The 20,648-nt window shown below is 47.1% G+C and carries 21 protein-coding genes (1 of these 21 only partly in view); 5 read left to right on the top strand and 16 right to left on the bottom strand.

The genetic code is table 11. From position 1 onward, the window contains the following. The 7 genes from glpX to MKY35_RS11270 all read right to left on the bottom strand — a co-directional run. Positions 1 to 373, bottom strand: the beginning of a protein-coding gene (gene glpX / locus MKY35_RS11300; RefSeq protein ID WP_165150815.1) for a class II fructose-bisphosphatase. The gene continues 605 nt to the left of window position 1, outside the view; only the first 373 of its 978 coding nucleotides appear in the window; the start codon lies at positions 371 to 373; its stop codon lies beyond the left edge, outside the window. Between the two features lie 140 nt (positions 374 to 513). Next, complete coding sequence (locus MKY35_RS11295; protein WP_342446400.1) at positions 514 to 1,323, bottom strand: pyruvate, water dikinase regulatory protein; 810 nt, start codon at positions 1,321 to 1,323, stop codon at positions 514 to 516. 13 nt (positions 1,324 to 1,336) lie between these two features. Beyond that, positions 1,337 to 1,951 carry a helix-turn-helix transcriptional regulator gene (locus MKY35_RS11290; protein WP_223822107.1) on the bottom strand — a complete coding sequence of 205 codons (615 nt, stop codon included), beginning with the start codon at positions 1,949 to 1,951 and terminating at the stop codon, positions 1,337 to 1,339. A 239-nt stretch (positions 1,952 to 2,190) separates the two neighbouring features. Beyond that, complete coding sequence (locus MKY35_RS11285; RefSeq protein WP_342446399.1) at positions 2,191 to 3,402, bottom strand: ABC transporter permease; 1,212 nt, start codon at positions 3,400 to 3,402, stop codon at positions 2,191 to 2,193. Then, on the bottom strand, positions 3,399 to 4,118 hold the full coding sequence (locus MKY35_RS11280) for an ABC transporter ATP-binding protein (RefSeq protein ID WP_342446398.1): 720 nt from the start codon (positions 4,116 to 4,118) through the stop codon (positions 3,399 to 3,401). Before MKY35_RS11280 ends, MKY35_RS11285 begins: the two co-directional genes overlap by 4 nt. Before the next feature lie 6 nt (positions 4,119 to 4,124). Continuing rightward, a complete protein-coding gene (locus MKY35_RS11275) occupies positions 4,125 to 5,585 on the bottom strand; it encodes an efflux RND transporter periplasmic adaptor subunit (protein WP_342446397.1) in 1,461 nt (486 codons plus the stop codon). Positions 5,586 to 5,598: 13 nt separating this feature from the next. After that, positions 5,599 to 6,762, bottom strand: a complete 1,164-nt coding sequence (locus MKY35_RS11270) for a TolC family protein (protein ID WP_342446396.1) — start codon at positions 6,760 to 6,762, stop codon at positions 5,599 to 5,601. A gap of 319 nt (positions 6,763 to 7,081) precedes the next feature. Between MKY35_RS11270 and MKY35_RS11265 the strand changes: the two genes are divergently transcribed. Then, on the top strand, positions 7,082 to 7,270 hold the full coding sequence (locus tag MKY35_RS11265) for a hypothetical protein (RefSeq protein WP_013370989.1): 189 nt from the start codon (positions 7,082 to 7,084) through the stop codon (positions 7,268 to 7,270). 155 nt (positions 7,271 to 7,425) lie between these two features. On the opposite strand, the gene MKY35_RS11260 is transcribed toward MKY35_RS11265, so the two are convergent. The 3 genes from MKY35_RS11260 to MKY35_RS11250 form a co-directional block, all read right to left on the bottom strand. Then, the gene (locus MKY35_RS11260) at positions 7,426 to 7,749 is read right to left on the bottom strand and encodes an MGMT family protein (RefSeq protein WP_342446395.1); all 324 of its coding nucleotides are present in this window, start codon (positions 7,747 to 7,749) and stop codon (positions 7,426 to 7,428) included. Between the two features lie 115 nt (positions 7,750 to 7,864). Then, the gene (locus MKY35_RS11255) at positions 7,865 to 9,025 is read right to left on the bottom strand and encodes a GDSL-type esterase/lipase family protein (RefSeq protein WP_342446394.1); all 1,161 of its coding nucleotides are present in this window, start codon (positions 9,023 to 9,025) and stop codon (positions 7,865 to 7,867) included. Positions 9,026 to 9,252: 227 nt separating this feature from the next. Further along, positions 9,253 to 9,675, bottom strand: coding sequence for a hypothetical protein (locus MKY35_RS11250; protein ID WP_342446393.1), 423 nt, complete (start codon positions 9,673 to 9,675; stop codon positions 9,253 to 9,255). A gap of 165 nt (positions 9,676 to 9,840) precedes the next feature. Here MKY35_RS11250 and MKY35_RS11245 point away from each other — a divergent pair, with 165 nt between their 5' ends. From MKY35_RS11245 to MKY35_RS11230, 4 genes are all read left to right on the top strand, one after another. Beyond that, complete coding sequence (locus MKY35_RS11245; protein ID WP_023988435.1) at positions 9,841 to 10,266, top strand: CHRD domain-containing protein; 426 nt, start codon at positions 9,841 to 9,843, stop codon at positions 10,264 to 10,266. A gap of 223 nt (positions 10,267 to 10,489) precedes the next feature. Then, a complete protein-coding gene (locus MKY35_RS11240) occupies positions 10,490 to 11,680 on the top strand; it encodes an acyltransferase (RefSeq protein ID WP_342446639.1) in 1,191 nt (396 codons plus the stop codon). Between the two features lie 110 nt (positions 11,681 to 11,790). Then, positions 11,791 to 12,492: a response regulator transcription factor gene (locus MKY35_RS11235; RefSeq protein WP_029518444.1), complete on the top strand. Its 702-nt coding sequence runs from the start codon at positions 11,791 to 11,793 to the stop codon at positions 12,490 to 12,492. Positions 12,493 to 12,507: 15 nt separating this feature from the next. Next, complete coding sequence (locus MKY35_RS11230) at positions 12,508 to 13,614, top strand: HAMP domain-containing sensor histidine kinase (RefSeq protein WP_342446392.1); 1,107 nt, start codon at positions 12,508 to 12,510, stop codon at positions 13,612 to 13,614. A 12-nt stretch (positions 13,615 to 13,626) separates the two neighbouring features. On the opposite strand, the gene MKY35_RS11225 is transcribed toward MKY35_RS11230, so the two are convergent. The 6 genes from MKY35_RS11225 to rhaI form a co-directional block, all read right to left on the bottom strand. After that, positions 13,627 to 14,382, bottom strand: coding sequence for a lactate utilization protein (locus MKY35_RS11225; protein ID WP_342446391.1), 756 nt, complete (start codon positions 14,380 to 14,382; stop codon positions 13,627 to 13,629). Beyond that, positions 14,375 to 15,895 carry a LutB/LldF family L-lactate oxidation iron-sulfur protein gene (locus MKY35_RS11220; RefSeq protein WP_029518447.1) on the bottom strand — a complete coding sequence of 507 codons (1,521 nt, stop codon included), beginning with the start codon at positions 15,893 to 15,895 and terminating at the stop codon, positions 14,375 to 14,377. Before MKY35_RS11220 ends, MKY35_RS11225 begins: the two co-directional genes overlap by 8 nt. Next, entirely contained in the window at positions 15,892 to 16,620 is a 729-nt protein-coding gene (locus tag MKY35_RS11215; protein ID WP_039275138.1) for a (Fe-S)-binding protein, read from the bottom strand. Before MKY35_RS11215 ends, MKY35_RS11220 begins: the two co-directional genes overlap by 4 nt. A 252-nt stretch (positions 16,621 to 16,872) precedes the next feature. After that, entirely contained in the window at positions 16,873 to 17,631 is a 759-nt protein-coding gene (locus MKY35_RS11210; protein WP_029518449.1) for a DeoR/GlpR family DNA-binding transcription regulator, read from the bottom strand. Between the two features lie 20 nt (positions 17,632 to 17,651). Continuing rightward, entirely contained in the window at positions 17,652 to 19,127 is a 1,476-nt protein-coding gene (gene rhaB, locus MKY35_RS11205; protein WP_342446390.1) for a rhamnulokinase, read from the bottom strand. Further along, a complete protein-coding gene (gene rhaI / locus MKY35_RS11200; RefSeq protein WP_342446389.1) occupies positions 19,124 to 20,344 on the bottom strand; it encodes an L-rhamnose isomerase in 1,221 nt (406 codons plus the stop codon). Before rhaI ends, rhaB begins: the two co-directional genes overlap by 4 nt. Between the last annotated feature and the right edge of the window lie 304 nt (positions 20,345 to 20,648).

The raw sequence follows: 20,648 nt of genomic DNA, 5'->3' as shown, positions 1-20,648 counted from the left end.
CGGCCATTTTTTGCATGTACATATCCGGAGCGTGGAGTAGACTACCACGAGGTGCAGCAGCAATGACCGACAGAGCGTTATTCAAACCATTTGCAACCGTTTCGGTTCCCTCCAGTGGATCGACAGCGATGTCCATAGCCGGTCCTCTGCGATTGCCTACTCTTTCCCCGATATACAGCATGGGAGCCTCATCCATTTCGCCTTCGCCAATGACGACCGTGCCGTCCATGGATACCGCATTAAAATGAGTGCGGATGGCTACCGTAGCCGCCTCGTCTGCGCTATTCTTATCTCCACGCCCTGTCCATTGTGCTGATTGCAGTGCCGCTGCCTCTGTTACCCGAACGAATTCCAATGCCATTTGACTCTCCATACCTATCCCTCCACCTCTCCTAAAATAATTATTACCCTTAAGCAAATGAATATATTTAGGGCAGCTTTGCTGCAATCTTTCTATTTATCTATTAAACTCCTGTATCCTACGATTTTAATTTTTAGTTATATGAGCAGCTACTAGGCTCTATAACTTCTGATAATTAAACCTGCCGTCTCTTCAATCGCCTTATCTGTAACATCAATAACCGGACAATTCAGCTCTTTAAACAAAGACTGCGCATACGCTATTTCCTCTTCCACTCTCGTCGCTGTAGCATACTGCACATTATTAGGAAGTCCCATAACCTTTAGTCGCTCACTGCGTATTTTCAACAGTAACTCTGGCTCGATCGTTAATCCGAACACTCGACCATGCTGAACATCCTTTAACTGAACAGGCGGTGTCAGCTCCGGTACAATCGGTATGTTGACCGTTTTATAACCTTTATGCGCGAGAAACATGGATAAAGGGGTTTTGGAAATACGGGATACTCCAAGCAATACAATATCCGCTTTGAGAATGGCGCTCACATCTTTGCCATCATCGTATTGAACCGCAAAATCCAAGGCCTCTACACGCCGAAAATAGTTGTCGTCCAGTCGGTGCAGCAGACCAGGCTTTTCTTTGGGATCGTTATGGAACGTATCGGCAAACGCCTGCATCATCGGTCCCATAATATCGACAGCTCGCACATTCAGTCGGACAGCCTCCTCTTTCATCGCTTCTCTCAATTCCGGCTGTACCAGCGTATAAGCTACAAAGCCTTTACGCTCGGCAACTTCCTCCATCACCCGACTCAGTTCGTCTTCATCCCTCACGTTCATAAATCTTTTGATCTCTGTGTCCGGTAACTCAAATTGGCGCATGGTCGCCTGTACGACAGCTTCTGCCGTCTCGCCAATCGAGTCTGAACAGATCGCTATAAAATGACTGCTCGCCTGAACCATTCGATTCCTCCCATTAATCCTCTGCTACCATATCGAGCAACATTTTAATAATATTTGTTTTTGTAATACGTCCCACGACTTTCCAGTGCTCTCCTGGCTTGTCGGAGTCGGAAGGGACGACGACAGGCAGGCTGTCGATTTGACGGGCAATAATTTTGCGCGCTGCCTCTAATACCGTATCCTCTGGGGAAACGGTGACAACATTCGCCTGTCGAGTCATCACAAGGCTGACAGGAATGGTTGCTGCATTGGGATTCCCTAACGTTACCTTAAGCAAATCCTTGCGGGAAGCTACCCCTGCCAAATCTCCGTCTTCATCGGTGACGATCAAATTGCTCACATTTTCCAAAAAGAGAGCTACAACAGCTTCCTGAATCGTTGTTGTTTCACGTACGATGACTGGAACCCCGTGAAGATCGCCCACCTTCATTTGCAATAGCCGGAATTTTTCCTCCCGGTTCGGCGTGCCCCGCTTTCCAACAAAATATCCGACCTTGGGCTTTGCATCTATGTAATTCAGAATACCCAATTTGGATAGGTCGGTCCGAATGGTCGCCTTGCTGAGATTAAGCATTTCCGCAATCTGATCCCCGGTAATTGGGGCATGCTTTTGTACGATGTTTAAAATTTCTACTTGTCTTGCCGTAAGGTCGATGATGAACGTCCCTCCTTTTTTTCTTGCGATCTAATATTGAATATAATACGTCATATATAACAATAAATCAACCTTAAAAAGCATATAAAACATCACATATATAAAATTAAAGTGGTTATTCATGTCCTTTTATCATTTAAAACACTTATTCAACACAAAAAAACGGGCACTTTACACCCTGCTCTTTCGAGTAAGGCGAAGTACCCGCTCTCTTATTCGTATCTTAAAGCATCAATTGGACGCAGCTTAGACGCCTTCCGCGCCGGATATACTCCGAACAACACTCCGACTGCCATACAGCACAGAAAAGAGTAAAGCACGGGCTCTATCGAATACACAATCGGCATTTGGACGAATTTCTCAAGCAGTTTTGCACCTCCGAGACCCACCATTACGCCAACTAGTCCACCCATCAGACTGAGAAAAACAGCCTCAGCCACAAACTGCAGCATAATATCACTACGTTGCGCACCAATCGCTTTACGAATCCCGATCTCCCTCGTACGTTCCGTGACGGACACCAGCATAATATTCATAATGCCGACACCTCCAACGCCAAGCGCAATTGCAGCTACACCGGCCAGCAGCATATTCATAATCCGATCAACCCCGGACACTGTTTTTAAGATTTCCGTCTGGGTCATGATCTGAAAGTCATCGCCCTCTGATGGCTTTAGCTCATGTCTGACACGAAGCACCTGCCGAATTTCTGCACTTGCCTGATCAATCTTCTCCTCTGATGTTGCAGAGGCGTTCACCTGCTGAATACTCATATTGCCTAGCCGTTCCATCCCCGTTGTAATCGGTACATATACCTGCTGACCGCTGTTACTCATATTGGAATTGGAATTTGCCAGCACACCGACCACCTTAAAAGGAAGCTGTTTGATCATGATCGTCTCACCGACCGCTCTGGAGGCATCCGGACCAAAAATATTACGGGCCGCATCACTCCCAAGCACGGCCACATTCATTTGTTTATCCACTTCATAGTGGGTAAACGACCTGCCTTGAGCTAGTGACAGCTTTCTCACATGAACGAATGCCGGTGAAGTCCCCTCAATTTGTCCGCTGACCTTATTGCGACTCCACGTAATATCTGCATTGGTCATAGCGCTTGGTGCTACCTCTGCTACTGCTTTTTGCTGCTCTAGCGCATCGATATCTTTTAGAGATATTCCTTTCGTCTGATTGAACGACATGGAGCTAGAGCCATCATATGGAGCATAAGGATAGATCATCAGCAGATTATTTCCCATACTGTTGATCTGAGATGTAATCGTAGCCGTTGATCCTTTACCGATGGCTACAATCATAATCACAGCGGCCACTCCGATAATAATGCCCACCATGGTCAGCAAAGATCGCAGCATATTGGTTCGCAAACTGTTGAGTGATACACGGATAATTTCCTTAAACTTCATGCCTTCACTTCCTCTGCCGCCATTCTTCGTTCCCCAACAGGCTGATCCTCTTCAATCCGCCCATCTCGAAAATGAATCAGACGCTTGGCGTATTCCGCAACCTCTTGATCATGAGTAACCAATACAACCGTTTTCCCCTGATCATTCAGACGCTGAAAAATCCCCATTATTTCAACACTTGTTTTGGAGTCCAATGCGCCTGTCGGTTCATCCGCCAAGAGAATGACCGGATTGTTCACAAGTGCGCGGGCAATGGATACCCGCTGCTGCTGACCGCCTGACAATTCGTTCGGCCTATTGTTCATCCGATCGCCTAGACCTACGCTAGTGAGGGCTTCCATTGCCCGCAAACGACGCTCCTTGACAGGAATACCTGCATAGATCATAGGCAGTTCCACATTCTCCAGAGCCGTTGATCGCGGGAGCAAATGAAATTTTTGAAATACAAATCCGATTTTCTGATTACGTATAATAGCCAGTTCATCCTCGCGGGCATCTAAGATCGAATAGCCGTCCAAATAAAATTGTCCTGACGTAGGTAAATCCAGACAGCCGATAACATTCATCATCGTGGACTTGCCTGATCCAGACGGTCCCATAATCGCAACAAAATCACCATCAGCAATATCAAGTTGAACCTCACGCAGAGCATGAATTTCCTGATCTCCGACATGGTACACTTTTTTCAAATCCTCAATCTGAATGACGTATCTCATACCCGTTTAAAAGCCTCCCTGCATGCCGCCCATAGCGGAAGGGTCCGGCGGAGGTTCAGGAGCAGGCACAATAAGCGTGTCACCCTCCTTTACACCTGACTTGAGTTCGACTCGATCTGGCGTATAAAATCCGAGTTCTACGGGCTTGAAAGTGCGCGCCCCTGGATTTGCAGCATTATTAGCGGAAACATACACGCCATCCTGTCCCCCTTCGGATCTCAGCGCAGTCGCAGGTACGAACAGTACATTTTTGTGTACTCCCAAAATAACGGCCACATTCATAATCATGCCCGTTTTGAGCTTGCCTTTCGGGTCATGAACAGACAGTTCCATCAGATACGTCGTCATCCCTTCATCCGTAGAGGCTTCCGGTGACACGAATTGCACCTTCCCTGGAAATGATTCACCCGGATAGGCATTGGTAGTCAACACGGCTGAAAGACCCTTCTTTACTTTGACAATGTCGGTCTGACTTACCTTCACAACCACCTTAAGATCGTTGGAATCCGAGTTATTCATGACAATGAATGGAGCTGTCGGACTGGTCCCTACATCCCCGTTTACCTTCAAGATTACCCCGTCCCAAGGTGCTGTAACCTGAAGCTTGTTCAATTCATTTTTCTTCTGCTCCAGTTCCGTCGCCTGTCTTCGAACCTCTATCCGTGAGGCTTGAATATTGGATGCATCAGCCGGAACCTGAATTTTGCGAAGCTCTGCCATTGCACTACGATATCCGATTTCAGCCTCTGATACGGTGCGACGTTTTTGCGACATGATTTTGCGGAACTGCAGATCCAGACCATCATAGTCCGTCTGTGCTTTATCCAGTGCTTGCTCTGCCTGCTCCAATTCACTGTTGGACACCGCCCCGGCATCATGTAAAAACTTTTGGTCTTCATATGCCTTTCGCGCCTGTTCCAACTGCTTTTGGGAAGTTTTCTTCTGACTTTCGGCTTCTTCCAGCTCAAATGATTCTTGCGCTGTATCGATAGCCATTTTGGCCCGAAGTACATTTGTTTTCTGAATTTCAATGTCCTCTGCCTTCGGACCTTTCTCCAATTCAGCCAGCTTGGCTTTAGATATTTCCAAAGTATCAGACGCACTCTGAATTTGCATTTTAATTTCAGAACTGTCCAGAAGAGCCAGGACTTGTCCTTTCTTCACTTTGTCTCCGGCCTTCACGTTCACCGCTGCCAGCTTATTTTCGCCTGCGCTTGTAAAATTCAACTTCACTTCCTTGGAAGCCTGTACGGTACCGGACGTATCCAGCTTCTCGCTCACATCGCCGCGTTCTACTTTAAGCTTCTCATCCTGAACCAACGGTGCCGCCTGTTCTTTGGGCAAATTTAGGTATATTGCTGCTCCGCCTCCACCGACAACCAGTAGAACAATTGCAGTCCAGATCCACTTTTTTCTCCGTTTTCTCCGTAACTTGATTAAAGCGTCATTTAAAACCGTTTCTGCCAATGCCGTTTCCTCCCTATGTGCTCCATGGCTTGTTCAACGTATACTCATTTTGATCCAACTCGATCGCAAGCTCTTCCATTTGCCGTTCAATCTGGCTCACTTTCAACTGATTATTTTTCAATTCCATCTCAATAATTAGACCTCTGGCCCACTTTTTGCGTGATAATTCCAAGGCCTCTTTTGCTGTACGCAAGCTTTCTTCCAGTTGTACGTATTTCTTTTGATTTTCCTTAACTGTGGCATACAAATTACGGAGAGATTCGGCAAAATCCTTTTGACCTTTGTCGAGTTCCTCCTTAGCCGTATCGACATCCATTTTAGCTAGATCATAAGCACCTGCACCATTGTTAAAATCGAAATATCTCACATTAAGCTCCGAAGTTTTGATGCTATCCTCCAGCTTCCATAAATTTGGATTCATGTCTGTCAGCTGTTGTATATGTAATTCGATATCCAGCTTCTTCGGTTCCTTGTACACGGGTCGATCGACCAATTCATAAGCTGTTCCATTAGGCTGTCCCATGAGGAAGTTCAGGGCATCCCTGGATTTTTGCAACGCAATTTTCCCCTGCTCTACGGTTTGCTGAGCTTGGCTTCTGGCCTGTGTACTCTCGTTTTTCGCATACTCAGACAGCTTTCCGCGCGCAAATTTGGCAAGTGCAATCTTTTCCTCCGCTTGGGCGATTTCAAGCGCTTCTAGATCATTTTTCACCTGATTCTCTGCCACGAACACACTTTGATAGCTTTTCATCACATTAAAATAAATCTGGTCTTTGGCGAACTGCGCCTGCTTTTTGCTGGCTAAATAAGATAGCGTCGAGGAACTGTAATTTCTCCATGACGTTTCATCATCAACATACTCATTGTCTATAAAATCGACAGGTGAATTGCCCAGGTCCTTTTCTGCATTTTTCAGTTCCATTCTGCGACGCTCTACGTCCCGTTCGGCGGTACGCGTATTGTAACTGTTCGTCTGTGCCCATTCCGCGGCCTGCTTGAGTGTCAATGTAGGTAAAGCCTGACCCGTTATGGATGATGTCTTCGATGGAGCCGCAGCAGAAGGTTTAACTGACGTACTTGATGCTACATTTCCTGATAAACTCTCAGCCTGTACTGTGGAGGCCAAGCCTGATGATAATGACAATACAAGCAGCACGGCAGCCGCTTTTTGCTTCATAGATGAATCTCTCCCCTTTCGGTGCATTCTTCGAATCTTTTCCGTTTTTTTCGACATAAATTTCCACAAACTCTTTGCATTCTAATTGTACTTTCAGGTTTGTGTTGGTACAAGGTGTCAAAACAATACATTTTTGTAACCTTTACTTCCAGATTACTCGCTTTATACTACTTTTCGTCCAATCAGATATGGATTCAACCTATTTTTACCTTAACTTTACCTAATTTTCAGCTAATTTTAAGGAAACCAACAGCATCTATTAAGGTTTGGAACATATACTAGAGAAAGAATAACAGCCGCTCACTGGGAGGGTTAATAGATGATAAAAGAATCTCGTATGACAACCACTAACGAACCGTCTGATTTGTGGATGACCCGCTTTTTACGTGAATCAGAACAAAAAAAGAAACAACTCATCCGGGAAGCCCGGAAAAATAACGATATACCACTGATGAACAGCATTTCTTTTCACCTTGCCCAACGGGATCAGCAGCATCTTATCGGATAAAATGACAAATGAATCTTATGCTATAAATAACAGATTACCTCTAGTTATCTGCTTCGTATGCTAGATGAAAAAGACCGGGACAAATCGTTAATTGACTTGTCCCGGTTCTTTATGATGATCAAATTTAATATAAAACCGCATAGCTTGTTCCGCGCCTATTCTTCCATCTCTGCCTGCGGATCATAGAGATATTGATCCAGTGGAATGCGCCCGTTTTCATTAAACCGTATGCCTTCCTCCTCCAAATACAGACGCTGCAGGGATGCGGACTCATCCTCCTGCAAAGCAATCTCCCCCAAACGGTTGACTACTCTATGCCAAGGAAGCCGGTGTTTTTGGCTCAATGTATGCAAAATCCGCACCACCTGTCTGGCACCTCTTGGGCTTCCGGCCTCTACCGCAATTTGACCGTAAGTCATTACTTTTCCCTCAGGGATCAACAGTATAATTTGAAGCACACGGGCAGTGAAAGGCTGCATGTTCTAATTCCTCCGTATTACTATTGCTTTTTCAATAATTATAGCACCCTGAACAGATGCTAAAAACCCCTGCTCCTACAAATGTAAGAAACAGGGGAAAACCCATCGTTAAAATTTAGAATCCGCTCAGACCCTGCCTTTTTAAATCCTGTGCTACCAATCGTGCCAGTTCCCTTGCACCTTCATAGTTTGGATGGAGTGTATCACCGTTCATGTACAAGGCCAGTGTAGCGACTTTACCAATAGAAGTGAAATAAGCTGAGCTAAGAACATTCAGGTCGACTAAAGGCGTTTGTTCCTCTTGAGCCAGCGCCAAAATAGCACTTCTATACCATCTATTTTCTGCGTTGTGTACATTATTAGCATTAAAGTCAGTGGCTCGTCCTTGCGGAGTTGACAGGATTACCGTCGCCCCCTTAGCCTTCGCCTGCCGGATCATATCCCGCATCCAGTCCTTAAACTCTGCTTCGCTTTCGTTATGCTTTGGATTGGTGTCATTAATGCCCAATTGGAGAATAAAATAATCCCCCGGCTTAATATATTGGACGATGGCCTCCAACTGACCGTCCTGATGGAAGCCTCTAGCAATTTGGCCTCCTGACGCCATATTGCGAATTTGAAAAGTATTCGTGTTCACAAACTCTGGCAGCAGTTGACCCCATCCCGCCTGCACGCTGCTATCCAGCGGATAATAGTTACATACCGTAGAATCCCCACCGATATAAATTGTTCGATTCGTAACCGGATTGCTAGATAATTGCCTGATTTCCATTGCACTGAGTGTGAAGACCGCCCCCTCTTTGCCTTCAGTAACCAGCAGATTTAGTTGTCCGTCTGTCACTGGAATTTGAAAGCGATCCTTGGCCCCATTCCCTGTCATATTAATGACCTGATACACCCCTTCAGCTGCAATACTCGAACGAGAGGTATCTCCTAAAGTAACCGACACCTCATACAAACCAGGAGGAAGATCAACATCAAAAGTATTCTCGCTTTTCGTACCTGTAGCCAGGAAACGTACCGCATCACTTGCCACTCCAGTCCCCAAAGCACTGACATTACGCATATTCTCAGGGGTACGAAAGCCATAGCCACGTGCTGAGTCATAGGACAGCGAAGCGCTCACTCCGGTATAACCCGTTTCGACCGTACCTCCACCAAAATCAAACTTGTACTCGCTAGCGGATGCATGTGCCGGGGTAGCTATGCCCACACCTGGTGCACCACATAAAAAAGCTGCTAAAAGCATATGAGTCAATCCTTTTTTCCACACCATTCTTCATTCCTCCTCCAGATTTTTAATTGTACGAAGCAATGGATATTTACTGTAAGCGCATACATAAAATTCTACCCATTGTTGCAGGGTTATGCCTGTGTAATTCTTATGCACAAGAAAAGTAGTTTATTCGTTAAGCTGAAACTTGTACTTGTACACAAAAAAGCTTCGCAGTTACATCTGCGAAGCTTCATGAAGCGATATTTCGTCATATCAAAATTACTACATTAATCCGCAACCAAAATTCCGTCAAAGCTCTCTGGACCTACACGTATTGTACCCAGCAGGTTAGCTGAAACAAAAGCTGTGTACACCAATTGTTCCGTAATCGGCGGGTTAAAGTCATCGGCTGAGAATGCAATAACCTGTGGAGCCAACAAACTCAAACTAAAAGTTGACGTGGCCGAATAAACAACAGGGTCAGTAACCAGGGTACCTCTTACAATAGTGATCGTTATTCCGACTAAAGCAAGCGGAAGTTGAAGCGATATAGTTCCTTTAAGCAAAACCCGTGGCGTACCTGTAGCTCCCAGTGTATTTAACCCGATCTGCCCGAACAATTGAGGTGTATTCAAAAGAGTGATTGGAATGGCAATAGAGTTGGCTGTCGAAGCGTTTTGGGATGTTCTTCCATCGATAAATGTTCCCATGGTTTCCCCTCCTCTCTCTACCAGATACTCATAGACTATGAAAAGTTTGTTTTGTGCTTGGACTGAATAACTTGTAAAACACAACTTCTGATGAATAGGCTAATGTGCAGCCCTTTCGCTAGCCCTGTGAATACACTAAACCAACACTGGGAAAGGAGGGATGTCATGTCTAATAAATTTAGAGCCACCTTAAGGGGGGCTAATGAAGTGCCTCCTGTCAGAACAAATGCGACAGGAACAGCCGAATTTCGTTACCGTCCAACGAGCCAACAATTAAGCTTTGAACTGACTGTACGCAATATCTCACGGGTAACCGAAGCGCATATTCATCTGGGACGAAGAGGTGAAAATGGCCCTGTTGTTGCTACACTGTTTGGTCCTTCGAAGTTTGGAATAACCGTTAGAAGAGGCGTCGTTAGCGGCGTGCTCCGTGCATGTGATCTTACCGGTCCACTCAGAGGCAGAACCATTTATGATTTGGTGTGCCAAATTAGAGAGGGTAATGCCTACGTCAATGTCCACACGATCCGTCATCCGAATGGTGCTATTCGTGGACAAATTAGACGCGCACCTATCAAACGTTGCAAATAACGAATAATCATGAGTATAAAAAAGAACTTCCATACCACTCATTTTGAGGCTATGGAAGTTCTTTTTTTAATTCAGGATTTTTGCAAAATCCTCAATTCTTAACAAAAGTTAAGAAGTTCATAAGCGTTTCTTAAGCCGTTCCCTTTAGGGTTGTTAAGAACTTTATCTTTTAATAGAAAGAGTTCAACAAGATACAGTTCACTCCTGAAAGGAAATGAAGCTTATGAAGCCTAAGACCAAAGAAAAAATTCCCGAATTGCAGTTGGTCAGAGCCATGGCGATTTTAGCCGTCTTGATGGTACATGCCACTTCTTATGCAACGGTTCAGCTTACAAATTCCAGCCTATATGTTGTATACAATGCGCTCAATGTGTTGATGAAGTATGGAACCCCCGTATTTATCGCGCTTAGCAGCATGGTACTGTTCTACAACTACAAGGATCGTCCGATGGGACGACAACTCTTAAGACGCTTTTACAAGCAGAGATTGCTGTACATCGTCTTACCTTATGTCATGTTCTCTCTGTTTTATTTCATCCTATCCCTTATGGCTGGCAGCTCCGAACCATGGAATACAGCCACACTTGCGAAGAGTTTTGCTCTGAAACTATTGACAGGCAAAGCGTATACTCATTTATATTATATTTTTATCATGATGCAATTCTATCTTGCATTTCCATTCGTACTGTGGCTGTTCCAGCGTTATCGGCAACTTCCACAATGGTCTATTATCCTTGGGTTGTTGGTACAGTGGTCATTTGTAATTGGCAATAAATTTCTATTTCAGGTTCAATATAAAGGCAGTTGGGCACTGTCTTATATAGCCTGCTATATGCTGGGTGCTGCTCTTGGTTACTACTACCCACAGCTGAGAACATGGTTTCTGATGCATAAGGGGCAACGAAGTGTTGCCGGAGTGCTGATATGGATCACAATTTGGGCTTTATGGCTGATTTCAGCCACCATGCATGTCTATATGTGGTACGAAAATAGAATGTACGGAACCTCCTACAACTCGCTAGTTTTTGAGCTTATGTATAATATGTACAGCCTGTCTAGCACGCTGGTAATACTACAGATTTCCTTTTTAATGTATAGACGACAACATTCCTTTGTCACTCGCAAGCTGGAACGTCTGGGCACACTGTCCTTTGGTGTGTATCTGATTCATCCGTTTTTCCTGCTTCTGTATCGGCAGTTTTCACCACATATCGGTTCTCCGCAGCTTATTCATGTGTGGTACGCTGGAGGTTTTTTCTTTGCACTTCTTTGCTCTTGGCTCGTCGTGTCGACCATCTCCCGCTTCCTGCCATTTGCTTGGATCCTGTTCGGTCAACTACCGGGAATAGAAAAAAGACAATTCAAGCAAGAAAACCGTATTTCTTCAACTGAAACAGCACTATCCAAAGGCTGACGTCCCCAAGCAAGCGAACTGAGAAGAGTGTCCATAGCCTCCATCTTTAAAAAAGTATATAATACGCCATATTGTATACTGCTGGAAAGAACAGAAAGGATGCACGAGCCATGCATAACGGAACCATTTTATTAGTAGACGATGAGCCTGAAATTATTAAGCTGATGCAAATTTATTTGGAAAATGAAGGATATCGACTGCTTATGGCACGAGACGGACTGGAAGCTCTGGAGCAAATCAGTCGGGAATCGATAGATGTGATGGTACTTGATGTGATGATGCCCAATATGGACGGGGTTGAAGCTTGCATGAAGATCAGGGAAACCGAGCATTTTCCGATTATTATGTTGTCTGCGAAGGGACAAGATATGGACAAAATCACAGGACTCAGCGTTGGGGCCGATGATTACGTCACTAAGCCGTTCAGCCCGTTGGAACTGGTGGCACGCATTAAATCCCAGCTGCGTAGAGTACGGAAATATACCCATTCCTCCCCTGTATCGGAGCATGAAATGATACTGGATGAACTCTCCATTAATTCTGCTACGCATGAGGTCACTCTCGCCGGAGAATCCATTAAGCTGACCCCACGAGAATTTGCCATTGTCGAGCTGTTGGCCCGTAATCGTGGTCAAGTGCTGAGCATGGAGCAGATCTATGAAAAAGTGTGGAAGGAGCAATATCTGGAATCCAACAACACGCTGATGGTTCATGTGCGTAAAATTCGCGAGAAAATTGAGGCTGATCCGAGAAAACCCAAATATCTAAAAACGGTGTGGGGCATCGGCTACAAAATGGAAAAATTCGATTAATGGAGGATTCACGTCTTGAAGGCAAAACGATATGATACGTTGGGATGGAAACTGGCAGCCCTTAGCCTTGCCGCTTTCGCTCTAACCGGACTGATTTTGATGGTGTCTTATTATGGAGCATCTTTGCTACTATGGCTGAATCCTTCCCGTTCATTTTTTGGCACCCGTCTGGTTCGCTGGACCGTAAATCACATTGGGTCCCCACTGATCATGCTGGTAGGCGGGCTACCTACATATATTTATTTCTTTTTCCTTTTTACCAAAAATACGATTGGCTACCTTCGCGAAATTACGACGGGGATGCAGGAGTTTGCTGACGGAGACCTGTCCTATACGATTCCTGTTTCTTCAGCGGACGAGCTGGGTACCTTGGCGAAAAATATGAACACCATGGCGGACAAGCTCCGTCTCTCACTGCAAGAAGAACGGGCTTCCGCCAAGGCCAAAAACGACCTGATCACTGGCGTATCCCATGATCTTCGTACCCCGCTAACATCCGTGATCGGTTTTTTGGAATATATTGAAACCGACCGCTATCGGGATGAAATTGAGCTGCGCTATTATGTGAACATTGCTTATGAAAAGTCATTGACGCTTAAGAAGCTGATCGACGAGCTGTTTGAATACACGCGTGTGAGCGGTGGCAGCCTGCCACTGGAGCTGGAGCCTGTAGATCTCGGCAAATTGCTCACTCAACTTGCTGAGGAATTTGTACCCTCTCTGGAACAGGCAGACATGTCCTACCGTGTCCGAATCGTCGAGCCTGTTCGGATTCTAGCCGATACCGACGAGATGGTACGCCTGTATGAAAATTTGTTTTCCAACGCTATTCGATACGGAAAAGACGGCAAACGCCTCGATATCACCATAGGACGCGAAGACGACGAGGCGGTGGTAATCTGCACCAACTACGGCACCCCAATTCCTGCGGAAGATGTCCCGTACTTGTTTGAACGGTTTTACCGGGTGGACAAATCACGTTCCAAGGAAACTGGAGGCACCGGGCTGGGCCTTGCGATTACAAAAAGTATTACCGAGCTGCACAATGGCCGCATTTCGGTTAGGAGTAATCGCAGACAAACAGATTTTGAAACCCGTTTCCCCCTCTATCATGCTCGTTAGGGGGCCTACACGCTAGCCCACTAACAACGTATAGACGATACCCGGCCCGTGTACACCGATCGTCAAATCATTTTCAATATCCGACGAGCGGCTTGGTCCAGTAATAAAATGAATGCCTGCAGGCAGTTGCTCACGCCCGACTTCGTCAAAGCGGCTTAGAATCTCGCCCAGTCGTGTTCGCAAGCGCTCTACTGGCAGAAGAATGATCAGTGCGGTTGGCAAAAGGCTGACCGCACGGCCTTTCTCCGGCGAGGATAGCACCGCTACCGAGCCGGTGTAAGCAGCCGCTTCGTCGGCGATGACGATGCCGATATCCGCCTCAGCGGCGCGGGCCTTCCAATCCTCGACTGGATCGGTGTTCCACACCGATAAACGGACTTGCGGCAGTGCCGATTCCAGCTGGAGCGCATCCAGGTCCGGCTCATTCTGCCGGACGATATAGGCCGCTCCCAGCTCTCGCGCTTTGCACGCGATCCAGTCTGCGGTCTGCTCCAAATTCGGCAGACGCACGACATGCCCGCCAACACTTGTAAAGTTAGCGGTGAACTCCTCGATGCGCCGCTCCGCGCTCCATTCGAATTCGTACCAAAATGCAGGTGCCCCGCGAAACGGCTGAACTGGCGCCTCCGTCTGTTGTGGACGTTTGAGCCGCGTCGCGATGCCGTCCATAAAGCGTACCTGCTTGGCACGGGATTCTTCTTCCATTTGATGAAGCCACGCTTCATGGGCCGCTTTTGCTTGCGCAGAAGGATTACTATGCTCACTCATGCTGCGTCCCTCCTTTACTTCTATCTGCCAAAATCTTCTCCATTCGGCTGAGAACATCCGGCTGCATCACGTTGCGTTCCTGCTCCAGCTTATGCTCCAGCGTGTTCCATTGCTGACGGAAGGATTTTTTCGCCAGAGAGGGAGCCACACGGTACGTATTCCAGCCTTTTAACGGGCCCAGCTTCAAGGTAATTTCACCTTTACGGACGATCGCTTTCTGGGCGATCTGCCCTAGCCGAATCGCCACTGCGAATCGCTTCGAGTTGGAAACCACGGTCGCAAAACCTTTCATCCCTGCCGTTTCCAGCTTATCTCCTTGTCCCGCCTCCACCTTGCGTCTGCGCAAATATACCAGCATATCATGCAGCGGTATTTTGACCGGACAGGCTTCATAGCACGCACCACACAGACTGGACGCACTCGCAATATCGTTCCACTCTTCGATGTTGCTATGAAGGGCAGGCGTAAGCACCGCACCGATAGGGCCACTATATGTCCCGCCATACGCATGCCCGCCAATGTGTCGGTACACCGGACAGGCATTCAGGCAAGCACCACAGCGAATGCAATTCAGCAACTCTTGAAACTCGGGATTGCCTAGCTGTAGTGAACGTCCGTTATCTACGATGATGATGTGCATTTCGTCAGGGCCATCGGCATCCTGGCTGCGCCGGGGGCCTGAAATACCAGACATGTACATGGTCAGCTTCTGACCTGTAGCAGATCGTGGTAGTAAGGTAGCCATCACCTCCAAATCTGTCCAGGATGGAATAATCCGCTCCATGCCCATCAGCGTAATTTGGGTTTTGGGCAGAGTGGATACCATCCGTGCGTTCCCTTCATTTTCAAACAGGACCATGGAGCCTGTCTCGGCGATGGCAAAATTGCAGCCCGTCATGCCAATATCCGCTTCTAGAAACTTCTCACGCAGCTTTTTGCGGACAAAGCCCGCCAAAATCGTCGTATCCGCGGACAGTTTCTCACCTGCTTCTTGGGATAACAGTTCGGCAATCTGAAAGCGGTTTTTGTGAATCGCCGGAATGACGATATGAGACGGGGGCTCTCCTGCCAGTTGAATAATATATTCACCTAGATCACTTTCAATCGTCTCGATATCCGCACCCTCCAGCGCCTGATTCAAATGTAACTCCTCCGACACCATCGACTTGGATTTGACGACGGAACGGGCTTGGCTATGTGCAGCAATATCCAGGGTAATACGTACGGCATCGGCTGCTGTATCGGCAAAATGGATATGCACCCCGTTGGCACGGGCATTTTCTACAAATAGATTTAAGTAATAGTCCAGATGGGCAATGGTATGCAGACGAATTTGACGGCCCCGTTCACGCCATTCTTCCCAATTTCCGTGTTGCTCTGAAGCCACCTGCTTTCCGTTACGCAAACGCTCTGTAGTGAAACGAACTGCATTCCGCAGAAAATCATCATTTAGGGCCAGCTCTGCGCGTTTTTTGACCTTTTGGTTCATGGAATGTGTGTGTACGACGGTCATGCGTGCTTCACCCCTTCGTACAGCAGCTCAGCCAGATGCATCACCCGAACTGGCTCCTCCCGATACCGAAGATTTCCGGCAATGTTCATCAAGCAGGCCATATCTAGTCCGACCAGTACCTCGGCTTCGGTCTCCCTGATATGGTCCACTTTTTCAGTCACCATCGCTCCCGAAATATCTGGCATTTTCACCGCGAAAGTCCCGCCAAAGCCACAGCAGTCCTCAGCAAAGGGAAGTGGTACTAATTGCAGCCCCTTTACACTGCCAAGCATCTTCATCGGTTCCTCCTTCACGCCGAGCAAACGTGTGCCATGGCAAGACGGATGATAGGTTACTGTATGCGGAAAAGACGCGCCCACATCGGTCACGCCAAGCACCTGTACCATAAATTGCGTAAACTCATACGTCTTTTGTTCCAGCCTCCGTGCTGAATCGAGCCATTCGGGCTCATCCTTAAACAACTCCGGGTAATGATGAATCATATATGTACAGGAACCGGAAGGAGATACGACAAAATCGCTGTCGTTAAACGCTTTCAGAATTGTTTTGGCAGCAACCCTCGTTTCATCCCAATAGCCGCTGTTATAGGACGGCTGTCCGCAGCATGTCTGTACCTTCGGAAAATCCAGCTGAACACCATATCTGGAAAGCAAGCGTGCCATCGCTTCCCCCACCTTGGGATAAATCGCATCACTCAGGCAAGTAATAAATAAAGATACCTTCATACGGAACACCCCTTACGTCCATGGAATAGCTATTACTTTATAGAGGATACCAGCGGATCGGTTGATTTGAATCTGGAGAAGCGTCAGCGTTTGCCTAAAAGCTTTCCAAAGAAAAGCTCTCTACGTAAGCATAAGCTTGCAGTGGGATTCTCACCTAAACGTGTTTTACATCATCAAAGAATCCCACTGCAACAGCGAGCGTAAGAGCAAATGAAACGCGGAGCGACACCCCCCACCTCGGCATTTTTAAATTCACACAACCGTAACTGGAATAGCCTGCTCCGCAAGTTGACTGCGAATCGGATCCGACAACCTCGAATCCGTAATAATCTCGGATACCTGCGACAGGTTCACGACATGCGTAAACGCCTGTTGCCCAAATTTGCTCGCATCGGCCAGTAAAATCACACGGTCTGCAATGCTGACCATTTTCTGCTTCAAACGAGCTTGCAGTTCATTCGATTCACTAATACCGCGATCCAGATGAACCCCCTGGCTGGAAAAAAACAATTTATCCACATAATAGGTTTCCAGGGAACGCTCTGCGAGCGGGCCTACAAATGACAGCGAGCGTTGAAGCAACTGCCCCCCCGTCGAAATGACCTCGATTTTTTCCTTACCCGCCAGCTCTGTAGCTACCCGAATCGAATTCGTTAATATCGTCAAAGGAATATCCGGTAAACTTGAGGCCATATACCAGGCGGTTGTGCTGGCATCCAGCAAAATACGATCATTCGGCTGAATCTGCTTAACCGCTTCTTCGGCAATTCTGCGCTTTTCCTCTGCGTTCATAATTTCCCGTACCGCATAGGGCGTTTCAGGCTGCTCGTTTTTGACACTGACCGCTCCCCCATGCGAACGGCGCAGTCGTCCCGCCTGCTCCAGACGGTCCAGATCACGACGAATCGTTTCCTCCGTTACTTTGCACAACTCACTCAATTCGGACACTCGTATGCTTCCTTTTTCATTTACGAGCTGCACAATCATCTCATATCTTTCTGCGACCAGCATGGCAATCTCACTCCACATCTTTAATGTACAAAAAGTCCCGCTACCCGCCGGAATTGCCCATAGGCATCCTCCCACGCTTCTGACTCGGCAGGCTCATATTCCTCCACGGAAATAGAATTCGCGATGACCCGGCGGGCTTCCCATATATCGGCGAACTTTCCCTGTGTCATCCATTGTACCGCAAGATTGCCGATTGCGCTCGCTTCTGCAGGTCCCGCCCACACTGGTTTTTGAATCGAATTGGCCGTCCATTGGCACAACAAGCGATTTTGAATCCCTCCTCCGACCATATGTAAACCATTAAACCGTTGTCCTGACACCTGTTCTGTAAGATCCAAAATGTAACGGTACTTTAGCGCCAGACTCTCCAAAATACAGCGCGTGATTTCTCCCGGCGTCTCGGGCAATGGCTGTCGGGTACTGCGGCAATATTGGCGAATTCGTGTTTTCATATCCCCGGCGTGCAGAAATAGTTCATCGTCCGGATCAATCAAAGAAGTGAATGCTGGAGCCTGTTCTGCCATATGAACCAGTTCGGGGAAAGAATAGGAGTATCCCTGCCGTTCCCACTCTCTACGCGCCTCCTGTAAAATCCACAAGCCCATGATGTTTTTAAGCAGCCTGTAAGTTCGACCGACCCCACCTTCGTTCGTAAAATTAAAACGAAGCGTATCGTCATTGATTACAGGCTGTGCCGTTTCCGTTCCCATCAGGGACCATGTTCCACAGCTCAAGTACGCAAACGAGCGCTCCAGCGCAGGCACGGCAGCCACAGCAGATCCCGTATCGTGCTCTGCTACTGCAATCACAGGAATCGCTCCAATGCCCAGATCGTTCATAACCGACGAGCGGATAGTTCCTGCAACATTTCCTGGCTCCAGCACCTCACCAAACCAGGAATGGGGAATGTTGATTCCAGACAAAAGCTCATAATCCCATTTTTGCTGCATCGGATTATATAATTGCGTGCTGGTCGCATTGGAAAACTCATTGTACATTTCACCTGTCAGAAAATACCGTAGCAGATCTGGAATCATCAAGAAATGCTTTGCCTGCTCCAGCAACGGTGAACTCGCATTTCGCATAGCAGCCAGCTGATAAATGGTATTAAACGTCAAAAACTGAATGCCTGTGCGCTGGAAAATAAACTCTTTTCCCAGCCGTTCCTGTACTTCTTCCATTACTCCATGGGTGTGCCAATCCCGATAATGATAAGGGTTGCCCAGCAATTCTCCAGTTTCTCCGATCAGTCCAAAATCGACCGCCCAGGAGTCAATCGCAAGACTGGATGGATTCACTCCCCTATGCTTGGCTTTGATCAATCCTTGCTGAACCTCGTGATACAGACGCAACAGATCCCAGTGCAGACGTTCCCCAACCTTGACCGGATCATTCGAAAAGCGATGGATTTCCTCCACCACTATACGTGAATCTGTCAATTCTCCGAGTAGAACCCTGCCACTGCTTGCCCCCAAATCATAAGCGAGGATACTCACCAGCTTGCACCACCCTTGCCTCTTTGCAAAATCTGCGTGCCATACTCAGACGCTAAGTAAGCTTTCATCGGGTCTGCTGGTAACCCCTGCTCTTCACGGATCGCTCTGAGCAATGGTGCCACATCAAACTCAAACGCTTGTCGCACAGCATCCTCCGCACCCAGCACATCCCGGCGGCTCGATGCTTCCTCCACCTCTGCATGATTAATTAGGAGCGCCTTCGTATATTGAGTCTGCACATTCAGCACCGAACGAATCATCGCCGGAATTTTTTGCTCAATATTGTGCGACTGATCGATCAAATAAGCAATTTTGTCCACCGTATGCCGAATATCTTTATCCACATCCTGAGCCGCATTTAAAATTTGATAAAAAATCAAGAACAGTTCATACGGATTCGCAGAGCCCACGATCAGATCATCATCCGCATATTTGTAGCTATTAAAATGAAAACCACCTAATCGCTTCTCATCAATTAGAAACGCCACAATATGCTCCACGTTGGCTCCCGGCAGATGATGCCCAGTATCCACCAGCACCTGTGCCTGCGGCCCCAGCTTGGTTGCGTAATTATACGCCATGCCCCAATCGGCAATATCCGTATGATAAAAGGCTGGCTCGAACGCCTTGTATTCAATCAGCATGCGCATGTCAGATGTGAGAGCCTTATACATTTCACTGAGCGCTTCCAGCATCCAATTTTTCCGTTTGCGAATGTCCCCCTGACCGGGATAATTCGTTCCGTCTGCGAACCATAAGCTAAAATCGTTCGAGCCCGTTTCCTTCGCAATATCTACGCATTCTAGCAAATGGTTGATGGCCTTGCGGCGGATGGCCGGGTCTACATTGGTGACACTGCCGAGCATGTAGTCCTCGTCTTGAAACAGATTAGGATTCACGGCCCCAATCCGCAGACCGAGGCTTTCCGCATGACTGCGAAGCTTGCCGTAATTGTCTACTTTATCCCACGGAATGTGAATAGCAACGGATGGACATAAGCCTGTCACGGCATGAACCTGCGCGGCATCCTCCAACTTTTCGAACGGATCACGCGGCACGCCCGTTTTCTGAAAGACTTTAAATCGTGTACCTGAGTCGCCATATCCCCAGGATGGTGTTTCTATGCTAAGCGCTTTCAGCTTTGCCTTTACTCGCTCCAGGTCAATGCCTCGTTGTTGCTGTTGTTCCTCGAATAAGGCGTACGCTTTGTCACTCATCGTGGTTCCTCCTTGGAAAATGAAGTGAGTTATGGGGGGGAGGCCGCTTCGCGTGCGGATTGTTCTTCCGATCGCTGTTATCCCCAGATTTTTTTGTTTTATAGAACATATAAAGGTAAAAATCCGGGGATAAAGGCGAACGCTATCGCTTCTTCAGTACAATTCCGCCCGCTCCGCTGCTGACCATCCATAAAGTCACTTCTATTTTAAAATGTTAGTGTGTATATAAAAGGATGCAAACACGTAAATAAGCATTATTACTTATTTACGTGTTTTCCAAGGTGTTTTACAACCCTTCGAAACT

Origin of the sequence: Paenibacillus sp. FSL L8-0638 (genome assembly GCF_038593075.1) — a bacterium.
Taxonomy (GTDB): Bacteria; Bacillota; Bacilli; order Paenibacillales; family Paenibacillaceae; genus Paenibacillus; species Paenibacillus polymyxa_D.
The sequence above is the reverse complement of the archived record's forward strand: the minus strand, read 5'-3'. Positions and strand labels throughout refer to the sequence as shown.